Genomic DNA, 18,841 nt, shown 5'->3' on the forward strand with positions numbered 1-18,841 from the left:
CGGCTTGCCTACTGCTTACCGCACAGCGAGACGACCTTCTGCTCCTCCTCCGAGAGGCTGGGGCCGGGGCTGGAGGTGGGTGCGGTCGTGGACGGGGGCGTGGACTGCTCCGGTGCCTTCGCCGAGCCCGAGGGGTTCGGCGTCGGCGAAGCCTTGGACGTGAAGGAGGCGGGTGTGGTTCCCGTGGTGCCTCCGGCCTCGCCCTCGCCGGTCTTCGCGTTCTTCTCGCTCTCGGCGGAGCGCCGTTCGGCCTGCTTCTTGCACGCGGAGGCCTGCACCGACAGTTCCTCGATCTTCGCGCGGGCGCCGTAGAGGTCGCCTTCGGCGATGGTCGCCTCGACCAGCTTCTGCTGGTAGGGCGGCAGGTACTTGAGTTCGATCTCGGGGTGGTCCTTCTCGACCTTCGAGAGGGAGACCCAGGCGAGGTCCTGGTTGATGCCCCGGTACAACGCGACGTGCTCGCCCTTGGTGCCGACGTAGTACTGCGTCTGGGTCCAGCGCCAGCCGCCGTACATGCCGCCGCCGAGGACGGCGAGCGCGAGCAGGCTGTAGACGGACCGCTTGAGCCACCGGCGGTTCTTGCCGGGCTTGGTGAAGTCGTCGTCGCCGTAGGCGAAGCCGTCGGTGGGGATGAAGCCGGTGATGTCGCCGCTGCCGGGCGGGCCGAACTCGCCCCCGCCGCCCTCTCCGCGCCGGCGGCCGAGACCGGAGGCGCGGCCGGCGGGGGTCTGCATGATGCCGTTGTCGGAGAGCTGGTTCTGGTTCTCGGCGACGGCGCCGACCACGACCGGGGTGTCGGACAGCTGCCCGGCGAGGGTGTCACCGGTGTCGAGGTCCAGGACGTCGGCGATGATCACGGTGATGTTGTCGGGACCGCCGCCGCGCAGGGCCAGCTCGATCAGGTTCTGGACGGTCTCCTCGGGGCCCTGGTAGCTGGCCAGGGTGTCCTCGAGGGTCTGGTGGGAGACCACGCCGGACAGGCCGTCGGAGCAGATCAGGTACCGGTCGCCGGCCCGGACCTCGCGAATGGACAGGTCGGGTTCGACGTGTTCGCCGCTGCCGAGGGCCCGCATGAGCAGGGAGCGCTGCGGGTGGGTGGTGGCCTCCTCCTCGGTGATCCGGCCCTCGTCGACCAGACGCTGCACCCAGGTGTGGTCCTGGGTGATCTGGGTGAGGACGCCGTCACGCAGGAGGTAGGCGCGGGAGTCGCCGACGTGCACCATGCCGAGGCGCTGACCGGTCCACAGCAGGGCGGTCAGGGTGGTGCCCATGCCCTCGAGCTGGGGGTCCTCCTCGACCATCATGCGCAGCTGGTCGTTGGCGCGCTGGACGGCGGTGCCGAGCGAGGTGAGCAGGTCGGAGCCGGGGACGTCGTCGTCGAGGGCGACGATGGTGGAGATCGCCTCGGAGGAGGCGACCTCGCCGGCGGCGGCGCCGCCCATGCCGTCGGCGATGGCGAGCAGGCGGGGACCGGCGTAACCGGAGTCCTCGTTGCCCTCGCGGATCATGCCCTTGTGCGATCCGGCGGCGAAGCGCAGGGACAGACTCATGCGCACCTCGCCTGTCGGCTCCGGGTACAGCCGGTCGTGTCGAGCCACACTGCCCACCCTCCGGTCGGGAGCGCGCCGGGGCCCTGGATGGGGACCCCCACTGCGTGCTCGCTCCGCTCGCGCTCATTCATTGGTGTAGCACTACTTCCGCAGCTCGATGACGGTCTTGCCGATGCGGATCGGTGCGCCCAGCGAAATCGGTGTGGGGGTCGTCAGCCGGGTCCGGTCCAGGTAGGTGCCGTTGGTGGAGCCCAGGTCCTCGACGATCCACTGACCGTCGCGGTCCGGGTAGATCCTGGCATGGCGGCTGGAGGCGTAGTCGTCGTCCAGCACGATCGTGCTGTCGTGCGCCCGGCCCAGGGTGATGGTCTGGCCCTGGAGGGCGACGGTGGTGCCGGTGAGGGTGCCCTCGGACACGACCAGCTTGGTGGGGGTGTTGCGGCCGCGGCGTCCGCCGCCGGACTGCTGGCGCTGCGGCGGAGGCGCCTGGCGGGCCGCCTGCTGCGCCCGGCCGGCGTCCCGCCGGGATCCGCGCTGGGTGACGCGGGTGCCGAACAGGTCACTCCGGATGACCTGTACGGCCACGATCACGAACAGCCACAGTACGGCCAGGAACCCCAGCCGCATGACCGTGAGGGTCAGCTCTGACATTGCCCCCGCTTCACCCTTCGGCTTGCCTATAGATAACGGTGGTGCTGCCCACGACGATCCGCGAGCCGTCGCGGAGCGTAGCGCGGGTGGTGTGCTGCCCGTCCACCACGATGCCGTTGGTGGATCCGAGATCCTGGATCGTCGAGGGCGTTCCGGTCCGGATCTCGCAGTGCCGGCGGGAGACGCCGGGGTCGTCGATCCGTACGTCGGCTTCGGTGCTGCGGCCCATCACGAGGGTGGCGCGGGAGATCTGGTGGCGGGTGCCGTTGATCTCGATCCAGTAGCGGGTGCGTCCGCCGGCCGTGGGGGCGGCGGGGGGCCGCTGGCCGCCCGCGGGCTGCGGGTAGCCGTAACCACCGGCGGGCCTGCCGCCGGGCGGCGGCGCGGCCGGCATGGGCGGGGCGCCCGCGGGGCCGGCCGGCGGGTAGCCGTAGCCTCCGGGGCGGCCGGCCGGCGGTGCGCCGCCGGGAGCGGCGGGGGCCTGGCCGGTGGAGGAGGCGAGCGTACGGCTGCGGACCCGGTACAGGCCGGTGTCGAGGTCGTCCGCCTTCTCCAGGTGCACCTTGATGGGACCCATGAAGGTGTAGCGCTGCGACTTGGCGTAGTCGCGCACCATGCCGGCGAGCTCGTCGCCGAGCTGGCCGGAGTACGGGCTGAGCCGCTCGAAGTCCGGGGTGCTCAGTTCGACGATGAAGTCGTTGGGTACGACGGTGCGGTCGCGGTTCCAGATGGTGGCGTTGTTGTCGCACTCCCGCTGGAGCGCTCCCGCGATCTCCACGGGCTGCACCTCGGACTTGAACACCTTGGCGAAGGTGCCGTTGACCAGACCTTCGAGACGCTGCTCGAACTTCTTCAGGACTCCCATGGGGCACCTCCTCCGTCGCTGCCGTCCTGTGTACTGCCCGGCGCACCGTTTCGCGCACCGCCTACCTGGTACTGCTTACTGATCGTATCCACGCGCCGGTCGATCGGCTGGTTCCCCCTGTCGGCCCGGTCGACGGGTGTCGACGCCTGACGAAGTTCCCTCCGGAGCCCTTCTTCGAACTCCTTCGGCGAACTCCTTCGTCCGTGCTCGTGCGCGTCGTTCTGCCATGGATCGTAGAGGGGGCCGCAGCCCAGTGTCCCGCACCCGGCTGTGGACTCCGTCCGGCTCCTGGACAGACGGGGACTACCGGTACGAGGTTGATACGTGAAGCGGTCACCGCCGCGACATCGGGGGCCGTGAGGAGGCCGGCCGGGGTGATCCGGGCTCGTCGGGGGCGGTGGGAGCGGTGGGGGCGGCCGTGGGGAAAGGGGTGTGAATCCATCCCGACCAGCGTGCTAATGTTCTGGGTGTCGGAAGGCGCAAGGCCCCAAGGGGCAGGGCCCGGAGGACACACCCAATGCGCGGGTGGCGGAATAGGCAGACGCGCTGGATTCAGGTTCCAGTGCCCGAAAGGGCGTGGGGGTTCAACTCCCCCCTCGCGCACACCGTCGAACGGGCGGCATCCATCGGATGCCGCCCGTTTCGCGTGCTCGGAGCGGGTGCGGTGGCGGGGTGGTGTGTGAGGAACATCTCATGATCCTTTTCGTCGTGGAGTGGCGTGCCGTTCGCCCTCGGGGCGCGTGGTGAGGGCCTCCGGGGAGGCCCTCGAAAGGGTGCGGGGAGGGCGCCGGCGGGACGTCCGGAGCGGGCCTCGTGGGTTCACTCGCGGACGCCCGCCGATTCCAGTGCGGGCTTCGAAGGGGCTACTCGCGGACGCCCGCCGATTCCAGTGCGGGCTTCGAAGGGGCTACTCGCGGACGCCCGCCGATTCCAGTGCGGGCCGGCGCAGGGCGAGGGCGGTGGGGACGACCGCGGAGGCCGTGGCGAGTACGGCGCAGGCGGCCGTGACGGCGGCGAGCGTGGACCAGGGGAGGGCGATCGTGGCGGGGGCCGAGAGCAGGGCCAGTGCTCCCCCCATGCCGGCCAGGTTGAGCGCGGCCACGGTCAGACCCAGGACCGCGCCGACCGCGACCACCGTCAGCGACTCCGCGCCCACCATCCGCAGCACCTGCCACCGCGTGGCCCCGGCCAGCCGCAGTACCGCGAGGTCGCGCACCCGGTCGGAGGTCGCCATGACCATGGTGTTGGCCAGGGAGATGCCCGTGTAGAGCAGGGCGATGCCGAGGACCAGCAGGAGGCCGTAACGGGTGGCGCGTTCGCTCCCGGGGTCCGAGGCGGCTGCCCACCGGTCCCCGGTGCGGACCTGACCGCCGGCGGGCCGTACCGCCCGCTCCAGACCGGCGGCCACCACGCGCGCGTCGGCACCGTCCGCGAGGGCGACGTCCACCCGGTCCACGCGCGCGCCCGGAGCGTTGGCCGGGGTGACGTAGACGCCGTTGTCGCCGGTGCCGGTGGTCATCACCGCGGCGATCCGCAGCGTCCGCTCCGTGCCGTCCCCGAGCCACACCCGCACGCGCTGCCCGACCGTGTGCCGCTCCCACTCCTCGTTGACGACGATCGAGCCGTCGTCGAGGTCGGTGACCTTCCCCGCGGCGAGCGGCAGCCGCGCGGTGGCCGCCAGCGCCCCGGGGCCGACGGCCCGGGCCTCGGACCTGATCAGCGCCACGCCCTCCTCCAGGACGTACACCGTGCTCGGCGCGCTCTCCGACACCCGCGCGCCGGGCACCGCGCGCAGCCGGTCCAGCGTCCGTGCGTCGAAGGACCCGTCACCCGCGGCTGTGACGACGAACGCCGCGGTGGTCCGCTCCCGCGTCTCGGCGGCCCTGGCCCGGTCCAGGGTGGCGGTGGCCCCGAGCAACGAGCCCGCGAGGGCGACCGTGACCAGCACGGGCGCCGCGACCGCGGCCGTACGGCGCACCCCGGCGGCCGCGTTCTCACGCACCAGCATGCCGACCGCCCCCGGCAGCCGGGCCGGAAGCCAGGTGGACAGCCGGGTCAGCGGGCGCACCACCAGCGGGGTGAGCAGCGCGGCGGCGGTGATCAGCAGCATGGGCCGGCTGACGTAGGTCTTGCGGTGCAGCAGGTCGCCCGGATCGCCGAGCAGCGCCAGGGCGAGCGTCACCCCGGCGGTCAGCAGCAGAGCCGTGCCGCACAGCCACCGCCCCCGTGTCATGGCCCCGCTGTCGGCGGACGCCTCGCGCAGCGCCTGGGCGGGGCCCGTGCGCCCCGCCCGCCAGGAGGCCACGACGACACCGCTCAGGGCGACGAGGAGCCCCGTCCAGAACGCCACGTGGTACGGCCAGTGCGCGTCGCCGATGGTGAACCAGCCCGGCGCCAGCTCCACGTCGGCCACCCACGCGGCGAGCGAGGGTGCCGCGTACCCGCCGAGCGCGCAGCCGGCGGCCGAGGCGAGTACCCCGATCAGCAGGGCCTCGCAGAACACCGTGCGCCGTATCTGGCCCGGGGTGGCGCCCGCGGTGCGCAGCAGTCCGAACTCCCGGCGCCGCCGGTCGACCGTGAAGGCGAAGGTGGACGCCACCACGAACACCGAGACGAAGGCGGAGACCCCGCCCGCCGTGCCGAACAGGGCGTTCATCGCGGTCAGCGCCTTGCTGTCGCGTTCGGGATCCGCGTCGGCGTACCGGCGGCTCTTCCCGGTGAGGACCCGGACGCCCTCGGCTCCGCGCACCGCTTCCCGTACGGCCGTCGGGTCGGCGTCCACGACCAGCTGGACGACGGCCGGGGACAGCTCGGCGGCGCGCGCGTCGGTGTGGAAGACGGCGTGCTCGAAGCCGCGGCCGGCCACGGTGCCCACGACCCGCACGGTGCCGTGGTCCGTGCGCACCCGTGTGCCGGGCCGCGCCCAGTCGCCGCTGACGACGACCTCGTCGTCCGCGCGGGGCGCACGGCCCGCCTCGACGGCGTACGGGGCGAACGCGGCGGTGGACCAGGGGTGGCCGGTCAGCTCGCCGGGACCGCCCTCCGCGCGCACGGGGTAGGAGCGGTCCTCGACGACCGTGCCGAGCCGGCGCAGCTTCGCGACGGTCTCTGCAGGCACCGCGCGCGGGTGCGCCAGTTTCCCGGTCCGTTCGCCGTTGGGCGTCGGTACCCGCAGGGTGTCCGCGCCCTTCACCACGGCCGGGGCGGCGGCGAACCGTTCCGGCCCCCGCGCGGGAGCGTCCAGGGAGGAGGCGAGGGCGAGTCCCATGACGGTGAGGAGGGCCACGCCCAGCGCGAGGGCGGTGAAGCTGCCGGCGAAGGTGAGCCACCGGGCGCGCAGGGTGCGCAGGGCGAGGTTCAGCACGGCACGGCCTCCAGTCCGGTCATCCGCGCGGCGACGGTGTCGGCACCCGCGCCGGACAGCTCGCCGTGGACACGGCCGTCGACCAGGAAGACCACGCGGTCGGCGCGGGAGGCGGCCACCGGGTCGTGGGTCACCATGACGATCGTCTGTCCCTCCCGGTCGGCCATGCCACGCAGCAGCGTGAGCACCTCGTGTCCGGTGCGGGAGTCCAGCGCGCCGGTCGGTTCGTCGGCGAACAGCACGTCGGGGCGGGTGATCAGGGCACGGGCCAGCGCGACCCGCTGCTGCTGCCCGCCGGACAGCTCGGCGGGCCGGTGCCGGGCGCGGTCACCGAGACCGACCTGGTGGAGCGCCTCACGGATCCGGGCCCGCGGCACGCGCCGGCCGGCCAGCCGCAGCGGGAGGGCGACGTTCTGCTCGGCGGTCAGCGCCGGCAGCAGGTTGAACGCCTGGAAGACGAAGCCGATGCGCTCGCGGCGCAGCAGGGTCAGCCGTCTCTCACCGAGTCCGGTCAGCTCGGTGCCGCCGACGGTGACCGAGCCCGAGGTGGGCCGGTCGAGTCCGGCGGCGCACTGCAGCAGCGTCGACTTGCCGGAGCCGGACGGGCCCATCACGGCGGTGAAACTCCCGCGCGGGAAGGCGAGGGAGACCTCGTCCAGCGCGCTCACCGCCCCGCCGCCCGACCCGTACCGCCGGCTCACCCGACGCAAGGTGATCGCGTCGCCGTCCTTCTGGCTCATGTGCTCCACTCCCCTGTCCGGGCCCGGCCGCTGCCGGGCTGGTCGTCCGAGGGAAACGAAACCGTCCGGGAGCCGGTCGGCGCAGTGCGGCAGAGGCGAGAAAAGAGGTAGGGCCAGGCATACCCCGAAGCCTCCGGCCAGGCCGATGGCCCCGGGCGGCGCCGGCTTCTACGGTGATCCGCATGCAGCCTCGAAACCTCTGGCAGGCCATGTCCCGTCCCGGCTACGCGCTGTCGGTGTGGCCGTGGCGCTCGGCCGTGTATCTGCTCACCGGCGCGGTGACCGGCGCGGTCGTGCTCGTGGGCATCGTGGTGTCGGTGGTGGCCGGCGGGGTGCTCGCGCTCGCCCTGGTGGGGCTGCCGCTGCTGCTCGGCACCGTCCTCGCGGGCATACCGGTGGCCCGGCTGGAGCGGTGGCGGCTGCGGCTGGTCGACCGCGATCCGGTACCCGACCCGCACCGGCCGCCCGCCACCCCCGGCCTGCGGGCCTGGCTGACCGCCCGGCTGCGGGAGCGGGCCACCTGGCGGGAGTTCGGTCACACCCTGCTGTTCGCGGGCCTGCTGTGGCCGGTCGACGCCCTCGTGTTCACGGCCGGTCTGCTCCTCCCGGCGGCCGTGACCGCCACCCCGTTGCTGATGGCCACGGTCGGGGACGGCAGGGAGGCGAAGGTCCTCAAGCTGTGGACGGTCACCACCTGGCCGGCGGCGGCCGGTGCCGCACTGCTCGGGATCGTCCTGCTCGCCCTGGGCGCCTACCTGCTGGGCGTTGCGGCGGGTGCCCGCGCGGGACTGACCCGGCTGCTGATCGCCCCGCGCGAGACCGACCTGGACGCCAGGGTGACCGAACTGACCCGGTCCCGGGTGCGGCTGGTGGAGGCCTTCGAGGTGGAACGGCGGCGCATCGAGCGCGATCTGCACGACGGGGCCCAGCAGCGTCTGGTCGCCCTGACGATGACGCTGGGTCTGGCCCGCCTGGAGGCGCCGCCCGGACCGCTCGCCGACCGGCTCGCCAAGGCCCACGACGAGGTGGGCCGGGCGCTTCGGGAGCTGCGGGAGCTCATCCACGGCATCCACCCCCGGGTCCTCACCGACTACGGTCTCGAGGCCGCGGTCGCCGACGCCGCCGACCGGTCCGCCGTACCCGTGGACCTGGATCTGGATCTCACCGGCCGGCTGCCCACGCCGGTCGAGGCCGCCGCGTACTTCGTGGTGTGCGAGGCGCTCGCCAACGTCGCCCGGCACAGTGGGGCGAGCCGCGCGCGGGTGGACGGCGGGCACCGTGACGGGCGGCTGCTGCTGGAGGTCCGCGACGACGGGCGGGGCGGCGCACGGGCCGGGGCGGGCAGCGGGCTGACCGGACTCGCCGACCGGGTGTCGGTGCTCGATGGCAGACTCACCTTGTCCAGCCCGGTGGGCGGACCGACCCTGCTGCGTGTGGAGATCCCTTGCGCCCCTTGCTCTCCCTGACGGACGGCCGAGCACTGCGCGTCGTGCTGGCCGAGGACAGCGTGCTGCTGCGGGAGGGCCTGATCGGCCTGCTCCGGGAGTGCGGGCACGAGGTCGTCGCGGCGGTCGGTGACGCCGAGGCGCTGGTCGTCGAGGCCGGGAAACACGAACCCGACATCGTGGTGACGGACGTGCGGATGCCCCCGGGCTTCCAGGACGAGGGCCTGCACGCGGCCGTGCGCCTGCGCACCGAGCGGCCCACGCTGCCCGTTCTCGTGCTCAGCCAGTACGTGCAGCGCCGGTACGCCTCCGACCTGCTGGACTCCGGCGACGGGACCGGCATCGGTTACCTGCTCAAGGACCGGGTCGGCCAGATCGAGGAGTTCGTGACCGCGCTGAGCCAGGTCGCGGGCGGCGGCACGGTGGTCGATCCCGAGGTCGTACGGCAGTTGCTGCGCCACCGCCGCGACCCGCTGGAGCGGCTGTCCCCGCGGGAGCGGGAGGTGCTGGCGTCGATAGCGCAGGGCAAGTCCAACGGCGCGATCGCCCGCGAGCTGGTGGTGTCGGAGGCCGCCGTCGGCAAGCACATCGGCAGCATCTTCACCAAGCTGGACCTGCCGGTGACGGACGAGACGCATCGGCGGGTCCTGGCGGTGCTGGCTTATCTGCGGACGTGATCGGCCAGACCGGCCAGGCGGTTTCCTTACCGGCCGGTCGTCACGTACGACCGGTACCAGGAAGCCGACCGCGCGAACGCACGGGTGAATCCCTCACCCGGTGAGCAGTCCAGGTCCTTCCAGAAGCCGTCGTCCGCGAACCAGTGGTCCACGGTGAGCATGTCCAGGTGGTGCAGCGCGCGCGGGGATCCGGCGGCCCGGGCGCGGGCGGTGGCCACGTCCACCGAGGCGCCGTCGCCGGGCCGTTCCACCCGCTCGCACACGGCGGCGAGCAACTCCGAGGCGGGGACGGGGTCCGGGTGGCCCACGTAGTGGGTGCCGGGGCCGTGGCCGGGGGACAGCGCCGCGGCGACGACCGCCCGGCCCAGGGTGTCGACGTCGATCATCGACTGGAGCGCCTCGCAGCCGGACACGGTGGCGGACAACTCACGCAGCAGCCCCACCAGTCCGGGGATCACCCAGCGGTCGCCCTCGCCGTGCACCAGGTGCGGGCGCAGCACCAGGCCGCCCGCGTCGAGGACGTGCCGTTCGGCCGCCGCGCGGGTGCGGCTGGTGGCGGAGACGGGCGCGATCGGGGCCTCGCCGGGCCGTACGCCCCGGAAGGGGCCCCGGCCGTGGACGGCGGCGGTGCTCACGTACACGATCCGGCGCACTCCGCTCCGCACGGCCTCCTCCACCAGGGCCTTCGTGCCGAGGTCGTTGACCGCGGCGACGGACTCCGGGTCACCGCCCACGCGGGAGGCGCAGTGGACGAGGACGTCGACGCCGGCGCAACTGCCGTGCAGGGTGCGCGGGTCGGCGAGATCACCGGGCACCGCCTTGGAGTCCGGCCGCTCGGGCGGCGTACGGCGGGACAGTGAGCGGACGCGGACGTCGGGGCGCCCGCGGGCCGCCGCGACGGCCCGGCTGCCGATGAAGCCCGTCGCGCCGGTGATCAGGAGGTCGACGGTCACGGCAGGGACCGTACCGGGGCCGTGGGCGCGCAGGTGAGGGTGGCGGCGAAGACGGGCCGGCCGGCCTGTGTGCCCGACACCCGCACCGTCACCTCGCCCTCGCCCTTGTCCAGGACTTCGGTGTCGAGCCGGCAGGGGCTGTCCAGTTCGGCGTACCGGCTGAAGGAGACGGCCAGTTCGGACGGCAGGAAGGGCAGCCGGCCCGATGCCGCGGTCGCGGCCTGGCGGGCCGCTTCGAACAGGACCATGCCGGGGACGTGGTCGTTGGGACGCGGGAAGAGGACCGGGTGCCCGGTGTGCGCGCGCAGCAGCCAGGAGCCGGGTCGGTCCGCGGGGGCGAGGACGACGTCCTCCGCGCGGTGGCGGCCCACCAGTTCGGGTGACACCGGTTCCGGCAGCGCTATTCGCTCCCCCTGGGCGGCCAGTTGGCGTTCCCGCAGGCGGCGGTAGGCGGCCGGGGAGGTGCAGCCGGTGCTGCCGGTGCCCCGGGCGACGAGGCGTCCCGCGCGGTGGAACTCCATCGTCGTGCGCATGCCGTTCAGGCCGCGGCCACGGCGGCGGACCTCGGAGCAGACGACGTCGACGGTGACCGGCTCGTCCGCGTCCGCGAGCAGCAGCCGGTCCGGGTCGGTGGAGATGTCCAGGTCCCGCATGACGAAGTGGGTGTCGGCGGGGGCGCCGAACTCCGCGTGGGCGAGGGCCATCGAGGTCTGACGCAACGTTTCACCGACGATCATCGGATCCTGGCGGTGGTCGTCGACGGGGCCGAAGAAGGCGTGGTCGGCGGGCCAGCGGGCGGTGACACGGAAGCGGACGTCCGAGAGCCGGACCCATTCGACCGGGAAGACGTCCGCCGCGCGGGGGCGATGGGCGAGTTCGGTCGTGACGCGGGTGCGGGCACCGGGTCTGCCGGCGGTGTTTGCGGGCGAGCCCCGCTGTCCGGTCTGATCCTCCATGAGTGCGCTCCAGGAATCCGGCTGCGGCATGAGGAACCCCCGGGATCGGCAATCGGACCTCCGGTCGGTTCGCACTAAGATACGGACGAGTTGGTTTTTTTCCAAGGGTGATCCACATCGCCGGAGACGAGCCCACGCGCCCGCACAAGCACGACAGACCGCACGGCGGCTTCACGGCGACTTCACGACGGCTGCACGGTGCGACCCGAGAGATCCATGAGATCCACCCAGATCAGGAGGCACCCGATGGCGCGACAGGAGCGCGCGATCCGCACCCGGCGGACCATCCTGGAGGCGGCGGCGGCCGTCTTCGACGAACGCGGCTACACCTCGGCGACCATCGGGGAGATCCTTGAGCGGGCCGGGGTCACCAAGGGCGCGCTGTACTTCCACTTCGGCTCCAAGGAGGAGCTGGCGCTCGGCGTGTTCGAGGAGCAGCTCGCGATCTCCCTGCCGCCCCAGTCCAGCAAGCTGCAGGAACTCGTCGACTCCGGCCTGGTACTGGCGCTGCGGCTGCGGACCGAGCCGCTGGTACGTGCCAGCGTCGGACTGGCCCTGGACCAGGGAGCGCTGGGACTGGACCGCACGCCGGCGTTCGGCATGTGGATCGACCAGACCACCCGGACCCTGGCCGAGGCCAAGGCGGGAGGCGAACTGCTGCCGCACGTCGACGCGACGGAGACGGCGGAACTGCTGGTCGCGAGCTTCTCCGGGGTGCAGCTCCTGTCGCAGCTGCGCTGTCAGCGGCAGGACCTGGAGCACCGGGTCGTCGTGCTCTTCCACCACATGCTGCCGGGCGTGGCCGTTCCGGCCGTGCTGGCCAGGCTGGACATCTCCCAGGACCGCGCCGGGCGGCTGCTCGCCGAGGGGCGGTTGCTGCCGGTGGAGGGAGAGGTGGCGGAAGCCGGGTAGGCCCGGGCTTCTCCACACCGGGCGAGTTGTCCACAGGGTCTGACGCGTTTCGGCCACCGGCTGTACGGTCGGCACGATCGATGTCGACGCGTGTGTACGGCACGTATGTGTACGGGGGAGGCGGTCGCCGTGACCGAAGCCGTTGCCGGGATGTCCGGGACTCGTGAGCCCGCCGGTGTGACCGGGACCGGTGGTGCGACCCCGGTGCGGCGGCTGCCGCGGGTGCCGGGGTTCGCCGAGTGGCCCGCCGAGGACAGCCCCAAGGACGAGGGCAAGGCCCTGCGCGGGCAGGTTCCCCGCACGGCACACGCCACCCTCGACCTGGACGCCTCCCGCCCCGACGCCGTGAGCGCCGTCGAGGAGTCCAGCCGCGGCCGGCTGCCCGAGCTCGCACCGATCCGGGTGGGCAGGATGGCGGCGACCCCGTTCGCCTTCCTGCGCGGATCGGCGGGCCTCATGGCGTACGACCTGGCCCGCACGCCGGTGACCCGGGTCGGCGCCCAGATCTGCGGCGACGCCCACGCGGCGAACTTCGGTCTCTACGGCGACGCGCGCGGTGGCCTGGTCATCGACCTGAACGACTTCGACGAGACGGTGCACGGCCCCTGGGAATGGGACCTCAAAAGGCTCGCCACCTCCCTGGTGCTCGCCGGGCGCGAGGCCGGCGCGGACGAGGACACCTGCCGCGCCGCGGCCCACGACACCGTGGGCGCCTACCGCCGCACGATGCGGCTGCTGTCCAGGCTGCCGGCACTGGACGCCTGGAACGCCATCGCGGACGAGGAACTGGTCTCCCACACCGACGCCCACGACCTGCTGGGCACCCTGGAGCGGGTCTCCGAGAAGGCCCGCGCGAACACCAGTGGCCGGTTCGCGGCCAGGTCCACCGAGACGACCGGGGACGGCGGACGCCGTTTCGTCGACGCGCCGCCGGTACTGCGCCGCGTACCGGACGGCGAGGCCGCCGCGGTGGCCGCCTCACTGGAGCAGTACCTCGGCACGCTCCCGCCGGACCGCCACCCGCTGCTGGCCCGGCACGCGGTGCACGACGTGGCGTTCCGTGTCGTCGGCACCGGCAGCGTGGGCACCCGCTCGTACGTCGTGCTGCTCCTCGACCACCGGGGCGAGCCCCTGGTCCTCCAGGTGAAGGAGGCCCGCCCCTCGGCACTTGTGCCGCATCTGCCGGAGGCCGGATTCGACGCCCCCGAGGCCGGCCACGAGGGCAGGCGGGTGGTCCACGGCCAGAAGCGGATGCAGGTGATAAGCGACAGCCTGCTGGGCTGGACGACGGTCGACGGCCGCCCCTTCCAGGTGCGCCAGTTCCGCAACCGCAAGGGCAGCGTCGACCCGGCCGCGCTGGCCGCCGACCAGGTCGACGACTACGCCCGCATGACCGGTGCCCTGCTGGCCCGCGCCCACTCCCACAGCGCCGACCCCCGCCTGATCGCCGGCTACTGCGGCAAGAACGACGAACTGGACGAGGCGGTGGCGGCCTTCGCCGTCGCCTACGCCGACCGCACCGAGGCGGACCACACGGACCTGGTGACCGCGGTGCGGTCGGGACGGATCGCGGCGGAGACGGGGGTGTGAGCGGGCATCCGGGACAGGCGCGCGTCCCCGGCCGGGGAGTGCGCCGCCGGAGCGGGGCGTGGTGCCCGGGCGGGTGGCCTACGCTGTCCGGGTGACGACCTCGGAAGGTGAGCAGAGTGGCGGCGCCGGCGCGGAGCGGACCCCCGGCGGTGGTGGTGCGGCGCGGCCCGAGGAGCGGCTGGAGCAGGCCGTGCGCGCGGCCGAGCAGGCGCTGATCGAGTTCGAGATCGCCGTGGAGACCTTCCGCGTCGAGGTCGAGAACTTCTCCCGGCTGCACGAACAGAAGCTCGGCCCGGTGTACGCCCGGCTCGAGGAACTGGACGCCCAGATCCTGGAGGCCAGGGCCGCCCGCAGCGACGACCCCGAGGACCGGCGCCGGGCCGACGAGGCGCGCGCCCGGCTGATGCCGATCCCCGGTGTCGAGGAGCTGCTCAACGGCTGGATGGACGGCGACGGTCTCTTCCCCGAGGCCACCGCCATGCTCACCGACCAGCCGGTGCGGCCCCCGCGGCGGGTGCGGCCCAGCGAGGAGGCCCGCAAGCTCTACCGTGACCTCGCCCGCAAGGCCCACCCGGACCTGGCGCAGGAGGACAAGGAACGCGCGCGCCGCGAGGAGTTCATCACCCGCGTCAACGCCGCCTACGCCCGCGGCAACGAGGACGAGCTGCGCGAACTCGCCGAGGAGTGGGCCGCGGGACCGGAGCTCAAGCGCGTCCCGAGCGCCGGCGAGGAGCTCTACGCCCGCCTCGAATGGCTCGCCCAGCGCAAGGAACTGCTCACGCTGGTCGCCAGGGAACTGGAGGACGGTGCCATCGGCTCGATGCTCCGTCTCGCCCCGGACGACCCCGACAGGCTTCTCGAGGAGATCGCCGAGCAGCTGCGGACCCAGGTGACCGAACGCGAGGCGGAGCTGGCGGCGCTGCTGGCCTGAACCGGGGCCCGCCCGGTCGGGTAGCGTCGGGGGCATGAGTTTTGGAGCTGGTGTGCCCACGGTCCGGGTCGCGGACCTCAAGGACGGCGACTTCCTGCTGGACGTCCGCGAGGACGACGAGTGGAAGGCCGGTCACGCCGCAGGGGCGCTGCACATCCCCATCAGTGAGTTCGTGGCCCGCTACGGTGAGCTGACCGAGGCCGCCCCGCAGGACGGCCGGATCCATGTGATCTGCCGTTCCGGTGGACGGTCGGCGCAGGTCGCCGTGTATCTGGCCCAGCAGGGCGTCGACGCCGTGAACGTGGACGGCGGCATGCAGGTGTGGGAGGCCGCCGGGCGTGCCGTCGTCACGGACGACGGGACGCCGGGGCACGTGCTGTAGCGCCCCTCCGGCGGACGTCCGCGCGCTCGGCCGTCCTACGGGAGGGAGGGACCTGGCAGGGCCCCGGAGGCCGGCCCCGGCCCGCCGGGGCTCCTACCGGTCGAAGTCCAGTTCCACCCTTTCCGTCACCGGATGCGACTGGCAGGCCAGGACATAGCCCGCCTCCGTCTCCTCCGACTCCAGCGCGAAGTTGCGGTCCATCCGCACCTCGCCCGAGACGAGGAAGGCACGGCAGGTTCCGCACACCCCGCCCTTGCAGGCGTAGGGCGCGTCGGACCGGTTGCGCAGCACCGTGTCCAGCAGGGACTCGCCGTCCTGGACGGGCCAGGTCCCGCCGCGTCCGTCGAGCCGGGCGGTGACCGTGCTGTGCGCGGGGGCGGGCACCGTGGCGACGGTCGCCGTACCGGCGTCCACGTGGAAGATCTCCTGGTGGACGCGAGAGCGCGCCACGCCCAGCCCGCGCAGCGCCCGCTCGGCTCCTTCGACCAGGCCGTACGGCCCACACAGGAACCAGCCGTCCACCTGTTCCACGGGCAGCAGGACCGGGAGCAGCCCGGTCAGCCGCTCCTGGTCCAGCCGTCCGGACGGCAGCCCCGCCTGCTGTTCCTCACGGGAGAGCACCGTCACCAGGTGGAGCCGCTCGGGGTAGCGGTCCTTCAGGTCGGCGACCTCCTCCAGGAACATCGTCGAGGCGGTCGTCCGGTCGCTGCGGATCAGGCAGAACCGGGCCCGCGGCTCGCGCGCGAGGAGGGTCGAGACGATCGACAGCACCGGTGTGATGCCGCTGCCGCCGACGATCGCCGCGTACCGGCCGGGCGCGGGAGGGAGCGTGAAGCGGCCGGCCGGGGTCATCACCTCCAGCTCGTCGCCGAGGGCGATCTCCTTGAGCGCGTACGTGGAGAAGGCGCCGCCCTCGACCAGCCGCACACCGACCCGGAGGGCGCTCGGGGCCCCACCGTCGGGTGCGGGGGAGCAGATGGAGTAGGTGCGCCGGATGTCCTCGCGGCCCGCGACGCGCCGCAGGGCCAGGTGCTGGCCGGGGGTGTACCGGTACTCCTCGGCCAGGTGCGGGGGGACGGTGAGGGTGAGGGCGACGGAGTCGTCGGTGAGCCGGTCGACCGCGGCCACCCGGAGCCGGTGGAAGCGGGCCATCACAACTCCTTGAAGTGGTCGAACGGTTCACGGCAGGCCAGGCAGCGGCGCAGTGCCTTGCACGCGGTGGACGAGAAACGGCTGAGCAGTTCGGTCTCGGCGGAGCCGCAGCGCGGGCAGCGGACGGGCACCGGCTCGTCCTCCGGCCGGGGCGGACCGGCGCGGGTCGGGCCCAGCTCCACCCCGACCGGCCCGGAGGCCGCCCGTACGCGGGGCGGGGCGATGCCGAACTCCCGCAGTTTGCGGCGTCCTTCGTCCGTGATGTCGTCGGTCGACCAGGCGGGCGCGAGCACTCTGCGCACGGTGACCTCGCGCACCCCGTGCTCGTGCAGCACCCGCTCGATGTCCAGGCTCATCGCCTCGACGGCCGGGCAGCCGGTGTACGTCGGGGTCAGCTCGACCTCGACGGTGTCCGTGCCGCGCGCGTGCACCGCGCGCACGACGCCCAGTTCGCGCAGCGTCAGCACGGGCAGTTCGGGGTCGGGCACCGAACCGGCGAGTTCCAGGAGTTCGGCCTCCAGCGGGGTGATGGTGGTCACCATGTCGCCCCCGGATGGCTGCGGTGCAGGTGCTGCATCTCGGCGAGCATCCGGCCGAAGGGCTCGGTGTGCAGGCCCTGACGGCCCGCACCGGCCGCCCACGCTCCCGTGCGCGGGCCCTCGGGCACCGTGAGGGTGGCCCGGCGCAGCACCTCCGAGACCCACTCGAGCCAGGCCGTCCCCAGGCCGGACCAGTCGACGTCCAGGCCCTCGACGGGCTGGAACATCTCGCCGGTGTGGCGCCACAGCGCGTCCACGGCCCGCTGCGTCCGCGCACGGCTCTCGTCCGTGCCGTCACCGAGCCGCAGCGTCCACTGCTCGGCGTGGTCGCGGTGGTAGGCGGTCTCCTTGACGGCCTTGCCGGCCAGCGGTGCGAACGGGCTGTCACCGGAGGCCAGTTCGCCGTAGAGGAGGTATTGGTGGGCGGAGAAGTACAGCTGGCGGACGATGGTGTGGGCGAAGTCGCCGTTCGGCTGCTCCACCAGCTGGAGGTTGCGGAAGGCGCGTTCCTCGCGCAGATAGGCCAGCTCGTCCTCGTCGCCCGCCATCGACAGCAGCACCCGGGCCTGGCCCAGCAGGTCCAGCGCGATGTTGGCGAGGGCGACCTCCTCCTCCAGCACGGGGGCGTGGCCGGCCCACTCGCCCAGGCGGTGGGAGAGCACCAGCGCGTCGTCGCCGAGGGCGAGCGCGGCCGCCGTGTGGGCGGTGTCCTTGGCGGGGGTCGTCGTCACAGGTGCTGCACCCCCTCGGGGATCTCGTAGAACGTCGGGTGCCGGTAGGGCTTGTCGGCGGCCGGTTCGAAGAACGGGTCCTTCTCGTCGGGCGAGGAGGCGGTGATCGCGGACGACGGGACGACCCAGATCGAGACGCCCTCGCCGCGCCGGGTGTACAGATCGCGGGCGTTGCGCAGGGCGAGCTCCGCGTCCGGCGCGTGCAGGCTGCCGGCGTGGGTGTGGGACAGTCCGCGGCGCGAGCGCACGAAGACCTCCCACAGGGGCCAGTCGGTGTGGGTCATGCTCGTGTGGCTCCTGTCTCGCCGTTCGTGTGCTTGGCCGCGTGGGCCGCCGCGGCCTCCCTGACCCAGGCGCCCTCCTCGTGGGCTTGCCTGCGCCGGGTCAGCCGCTGTTCGTTGCACGGGCCGTTGCCCTTGAGGACGTCCCGGAACTCCGACCAGTCGATCGCGCCGAAGTCGTGGTGCCCGCGCTCCTCGTTCCACTTCAGGTCCGGGTCGGGGAGGGTGAGGCCGAGCGATGCGGCCTGGGGGACGCAGATGTCGACGAAGCGCTGCCGCAGCTCGTCGTTGGAGTGGCGCTTGATCTTCCAGGCCATCGACTGCGCGGAGTGCTGGGACTCGTCGTCGGGCGGCCCGAACATCATCAGCGACGGCCACCACCAGCGGTCCACCGCGTCCTGCGCCATCGCGCGCTGCTGCGGGGTGCCCCTGCCGAGGGCCAGCAGCAGCTCGTAGCCCTGGCGCTGGTGGAAGGACTCCTCCTTGCAGATGCGGACCATCGCGCGTGCGTACGGCCCGTAGGAGCAGCGGCACAGGGGGACCTGGTTGGTGATCGCGGCGCCGTCCACCAGCCAGCCGATGGCGCCGACGTCCGCCCAGGTCAGCGTCGGGTAGTTGAAGATCGAGGAGTACTTCTGGCGGCCGGAGTGGAGCTTGTCGAGCAGCTCGTCGCGGCTGGTGCCGAGCGTCTCGGCGGCGCTGTACAGATACAGGCCGTGTCCGGCCTCGTCCTGCACCTTGGCCATCAGGATCGCCTTGCGGCGCAGCGAGGGCGCGCGGGTGATCCAGTTGGCCTCCGGCTGCATGCCGATGATCTCGGAGTGCGCGTGCTGGGCGATCTGCCGGACGAGCGTGGCCCGGTAGGCGTCCGGCATCCAGTCGCGCGGTTCGATCCGCTCGTCGGCGGCGACGGCCGCGTCGAAGGCGCGCTCGTGACCGGCGGTGTCGCCGGCGCCGGCCGGTGCGTCGTACGCCTGGCTGCCGGCCGTATCGCGGGCGGCTGCTGTCGCCATGAGGTCCCCCTCGACTGGATGCTTCCCGGAGCACGCTCCCGACCGATCGTTCGGTTCGTGCGATTCCATGGTGAGACGGGCGCCGCGAGGTGTCAACCGTTGTGGATAA

At 73.2% G+C, this 18,841-nt stretch carries 18 protein-coding genes and 1 tRNA gene; 7 read left to right on the forward strand and 12 right to left on the reverse strand.

What is annotated here, in order from left to right:
- Window positions 1-8: 8 nt before the first annotated feature.
- From ACH4VX_RS18040 to ACH4VX_RS18050, 3 genes are all read right to left on the reverse strand, one after another.
- Window positions 9-1,550 (reverse strand): Stp1/IreP family PP2C-type Ser/Thr phosphatase, encoded by a 1,542-nt coding sequence (locus tag ACH4VX_RS18040; protein ID WP_398368432.1) that lies wholly within the window; start codon window positions 1,548-1,550, stop codon window positions 9-11.
- A gap of 141 nt (window positions 1,551-1,691) precedes the next feature.
- Window positions 1,692-2,201, reverse strand: coding sequence for an FHA domain-containing protein (locus tag ACH4VX_RS18045; protein WP_398368356.1), 510 nt, complete (start codon window positions 2,199-2,201; stop codon window positions 1,692-1,694).
- Window positions 2,202-2,211: 10 nt separating this feature from the next.
- Entirely contained in the window at window positions 2,212-3,066 is an 855-nt protein-coding gene (locus tag ACH4VX_RS18050; protein ID WP_398368357.1) for an FhaA domain-containing protein, read from the reverse strand.
- 519 nt (window positions 3,067-3,585) lie between these two features.
- Here ACH4VX_RS18050 and ACH4VX_RS18055 point away from each other — a divergent pair.
- Window positions 3,586-3,669 (forward strand) — tRNA-Leu (locus ACH4VX_RS18055).
- Window positions 3,670-3,973: 304 nt separating this feature from the next.
- Here ACH4VX_RS18055 and ACH4VX_RS18060 read toward each other — a convergent pair.
- Window positions 3,974-6,430, reverse strand: coding sequence for an FtsX-like permease family protein (locus ACH4VX_RS18060; RefSeq protein ID WP_398368358.1), 2,457 nt, complete (start codon window positions 6,428-6,430; stop codon window positions 3,974-3,976).
- A complete protein-coding gene (locus tag ACH4VX_RS18065; RefSeq protein ID WP_398368359.1) occupies window positions 6,424-7,170 on the reverse strand; it encodes an ABC transporter ATP-binding protein in 747 nt (248 codons plus the stop codon). Before ACH4VX_RS18065 ends, ACH4VX_RS18060 begins: the two co-directional genes overlap by 7 nt.
- A 209-nt stretch (window positions 7,171-7,379) precedes the next feature.
- Between ACH4VX_RS18065 and ACH4VX_RS18070 the strand changes: the two genes are divergently transcribed.
- Both ACH4VX_RS18070 and ACH4VX_RS18075 read left to right on the forward strand, forming a co-directional pair.
- Window positions 7,380-8,636 (forward strand): sensor histidine kinase, encoded by a 1,257-nt coding sequence (locus ACH4VX_RS18070; RefSeq protein ID WP_398368433.1) that lies wholly within the window; start codon window positions 7,380-7,382, stop codon window positions 8,634-8,636.
- 23 nt (window positions 8,637-8,659) lie between these two features.
- Entirely contained in the window at window positions 8,660-9,292 is a 633-nt protein-coding gene (locus ACH4VX_RS18075; protein ID WP_398368434.1) for a response regulator, read from the forward strand.
- 26 nt (window positions 9,293-9,318) lie between these two features.
- On the opposite strand, the gene ACH4VX_RS18080 is transcribed toward ACH4VX_RS18075, so the two are convergent.
- Entirely contained in the window at window positions 9,319-10,245 is a 927-nt protein-coding gene (locus tag ACH4VX_RS18080; protein WP_398368360.1) for an NAD-dependent epimerase/dehydratase family protein, read from the reverse strand.
- On the reverse strand, window positions 10,242-11,201 hold the full coding sequence (locus ACH4VX_RS18085; RefSeq protein WP_398368361.1) for a ScbA/BarX family gamma-butyrolactone biosynthesis protein: 960 nt from the start codon (window positions 11,199-11,201) through the stop codon (window positions 10,242-10,244). Before ACH4VX_RS18085 ends, ACH4VX_RS18080 begins: the two co-directional genes overlap by 4 nt.
- Before the next feature lie 246 nt (window positions 11,202-11,447).
- Between ACH4VX_RS18085 and ACH4VX_RS18090 the strand changes: the two genes are divergently transcribed.
- The 4 genes from ACH4VX_RS18090 to ACH4VX_RS18105 all read left to right on the forward strand — a co-directional run bounded on the left by ACH4VX_RS18090 (window position 11,448) and on the right by ACH4VX_RS18105 (window position 15,016).
- The gene (locus tag ACH4VX_RS18090; RefSeq protein ID WP_398368362.1) at window positions 11,448-12,113 is read left to right on the forward strand and encodes a ScbR family autoregulator-binding transcription factor; all 666 of its coding nucleotides are present in this window, start codon (window positions 11,448-11,450) and stop codon (window positions 12,111-12,113) included.
- A 150-nt stretch (window positions 12,114-12,263) separates the two neighbouring features.
- Window positions 12,264-13,703, forward strand: a complete 1,440-nt coding sequence (locus ACH4VX_RS18095) for a DUF2252 domain-containing protein (RefSeq protein WP_398368435.1) — start codon at window positions 12,264-12,266, stop codon at window positions 13,701-13,703.
- Between the two features lie 91 nt (window positions 13,704-13,794).
- Window positions 13,795-14,634, forward strand: coding sequence for a J domain-containing protein (locus ACH4VX_RS18100; RefSeq protein WP_398368363.1), 840 nt, complete (start codon window positions 13,795-13,797; stop codon window positions 14,632-14,634).
- Between the two features lie 52 nt (window positions 14,635-14,686).
- Window positions 14,687-15,016 carry a rhodanese-like domain-containing protein gene (locus ACH4VX_RS18105; RefSeq protein WP_398368436.1) on the forward strand — a complete coding sequence of 110 codons (330 nt, stop codon included), beginning with the start codon at window positions 14,687-14,689 and terminating at the stop codon, window positions 15,014-15,016.
- A gap of 93 nt (window positions 15,017-15,109) precedes the next feature.
- Here the strand turns inward: ACH4VX_RS18105 and ACH4VX_RS18110 are convergent, their stop codons facing one another.
- From ACH4VX_RS18110 to paaA, 5 genes are read right to left on the reverse strand one after another with little or no spacing between them, the layout of a single operon-like run.
- Window positions 15,110-16,168: a 2Fe-2S iron-sulfur cluster-binding protein gene (locus ACH4VX_RS18110; RefSeq protein ID WP_398368364.1), complete on the reverse strand. Its 1,059-nt coding sequence runs from the start codon at window positions 16,166-16,168 to the stop codon at window positions 15,110-15,112.
- Window positions 16,168-16,710, reverse strand: a complete 543-nt coding sequence (gene paaD / locus ACH4VX_RS18115; protein ID WP_398368365.1) for a 1,2-phenylacetyl-CoA epoxidase subunit PaaD — start codon at window positions 16,708-16,710, stop codon at window positions 16,168-16,170. The genes ACH4VX_RS18110 and paaD overlap by 1 nt, the downstream gene beginning before the upstream one ends.
- Window positions 16,704-17,438, reverse strand: coding sequence for a 1,2-phenylacetyl-CoA epoxidase subunit PaaC (gene paaC / locus ACH4VX_RS18120; RefSeq protein ID WP_398368366.1), 735 nt, complete (start codon window positions 17,436-17,438; stop codon window positions 16,704-16,706). The genes paaD and paaC overlap by 7 nt, the downstream gene beginning before the upstream one ends.
- Window positions 17,435-17,722: a 1,2-phenylacetyl-CoA epoxidase subunit PaaB gene (paaB, locus tag ACH4VX_RS18125; RefSeq protein WP_093764322.1), complete on the reverse strand. Its 288-nt coding sequence runs from the start codon at window positions 17,720-17,722 to the stop codon at window positions 17,435-17,437. Before paaB ends, paaC begins: the two co-directional genes overlap by 4 nt.
- A complete protein-coding gene (paaA, locus tag ACH4VX_RS18130; protein WP_398368367.1) occupies window positions 17,719-18,732 on the reverse strand; it encodes a 1,2-phenylacetyl-CoA epoxidase subunit PaaA in 1,014 nt (337 codons plus the stop codon). Before paaA ends, paaB begins: the two co-directional genes overlap by 4 nt.
- Between the last annotated feature and the right edge of the window lie 109 nt (window positions 18,733-18,841).

The sequence above is a fragment of the Streptomyces sp. NPDC020731 genome, assembly GCF_044334705.1.
GTDB lineage: Bacteria > Actinomycetota > Actinomycetes > Streptomycetales > Streptomycetaceae > Streptomyces.

What these genes read in the sequence shown, in the direction of transcription:
- ACH4VX_RS18090 (WP_398368362.1), top strand. Translation starts at nt 11,448, where the DNA reads ATGGCGCGACAGGAGCGCGCGATCCGCACCCGGCGGACCATCCTGGAG.
- ACH4VX_RS18095 (WP_398368435.1), top strand. Translation starts at nt 12,264, where the DNA reads ATGTCCGGGACTCGTGAGCCCGCCGGTGTGACCGGGACCGGTGGTGCG.
- ACH4VX_RS18065 (WP_398368359.1), bottom strand. Translation starts at nt 7,170, where the DNA reads ATGAGCCAGAAGGACGGCGACGCGATCACCTTGCGTCGGGTGAGCCGG.
- paaA (WP_398368367.1), bottom strand. Translation starts at nt 18,732, where the DNA reads ATGGCGACAGCAGCCGCCCGCGATACGGCCGGCAGCCAGGCGTACGAC.
- ACH4VX_RS18040 (WP_398368432.1), bottom strand. Translation starts at nt 1,550, where the DNA reads ATGAGTCTGTCCCTGCGCTTCGCCGCCGGATCGCACAAGGGCATGATC.
- paaD (WP_398368365.1), bottom strand. Translation starts at nt 16,710, where the DNA reads ATGGTGACCACCATCACCCCGCTGGAGGCCGAACTCCTGGAACTCGCC.
- paaB (WP_093764322.1), bottom strand. Translation starts at nt 17,722, where the DNA reads ATGACCCACACCGACTGGCCCCTGTGGGAGGTCTTCGTGCGCTCGCGC.
- ACH4VX_RS18045 (WP_398368356.1), bottom strand. Translation starts at nt 2,201, where the DNA reads ATGTCAGAGCTGACCCTCACGGTCATGCGGCTGGGGTTCCTGGCCGTA.
- ACH4VX_RS18110 (WP_398368364.1), bottom strand. Translation starts at nt 16,168, where the DNA reads ATGGCCCGCTTCCACCGGCTCCGGGTGGCCGCGGTCGACCGGCTCACC.
- ACH4VX_RS18050 (WP_398368357.1), bottom strand. Translation starts at nt 3,066, where the DNA reads ATGGGAGTCCTGAAGAAGTTCGAGCAGCGTCTCGAAGGTCTGGTCAAC.
- ACH4VX_RS18070 (WP_398368433.1), top strand. Translation starts at nt 7,380, where the DNA reads ATGTCCCGTCCCGGCTACGCGCTGTCGGTGTGGCCGTGGCGCTCGGCC.
- ACH4VX_RS18085 (WP_398368361.1), bottom strand. Translation starts at nt 11,201, where the DNA reads ATGGAGGATCAGACCGGACAGCGGGGCTCGCCCGCAAACACCGCCGGC.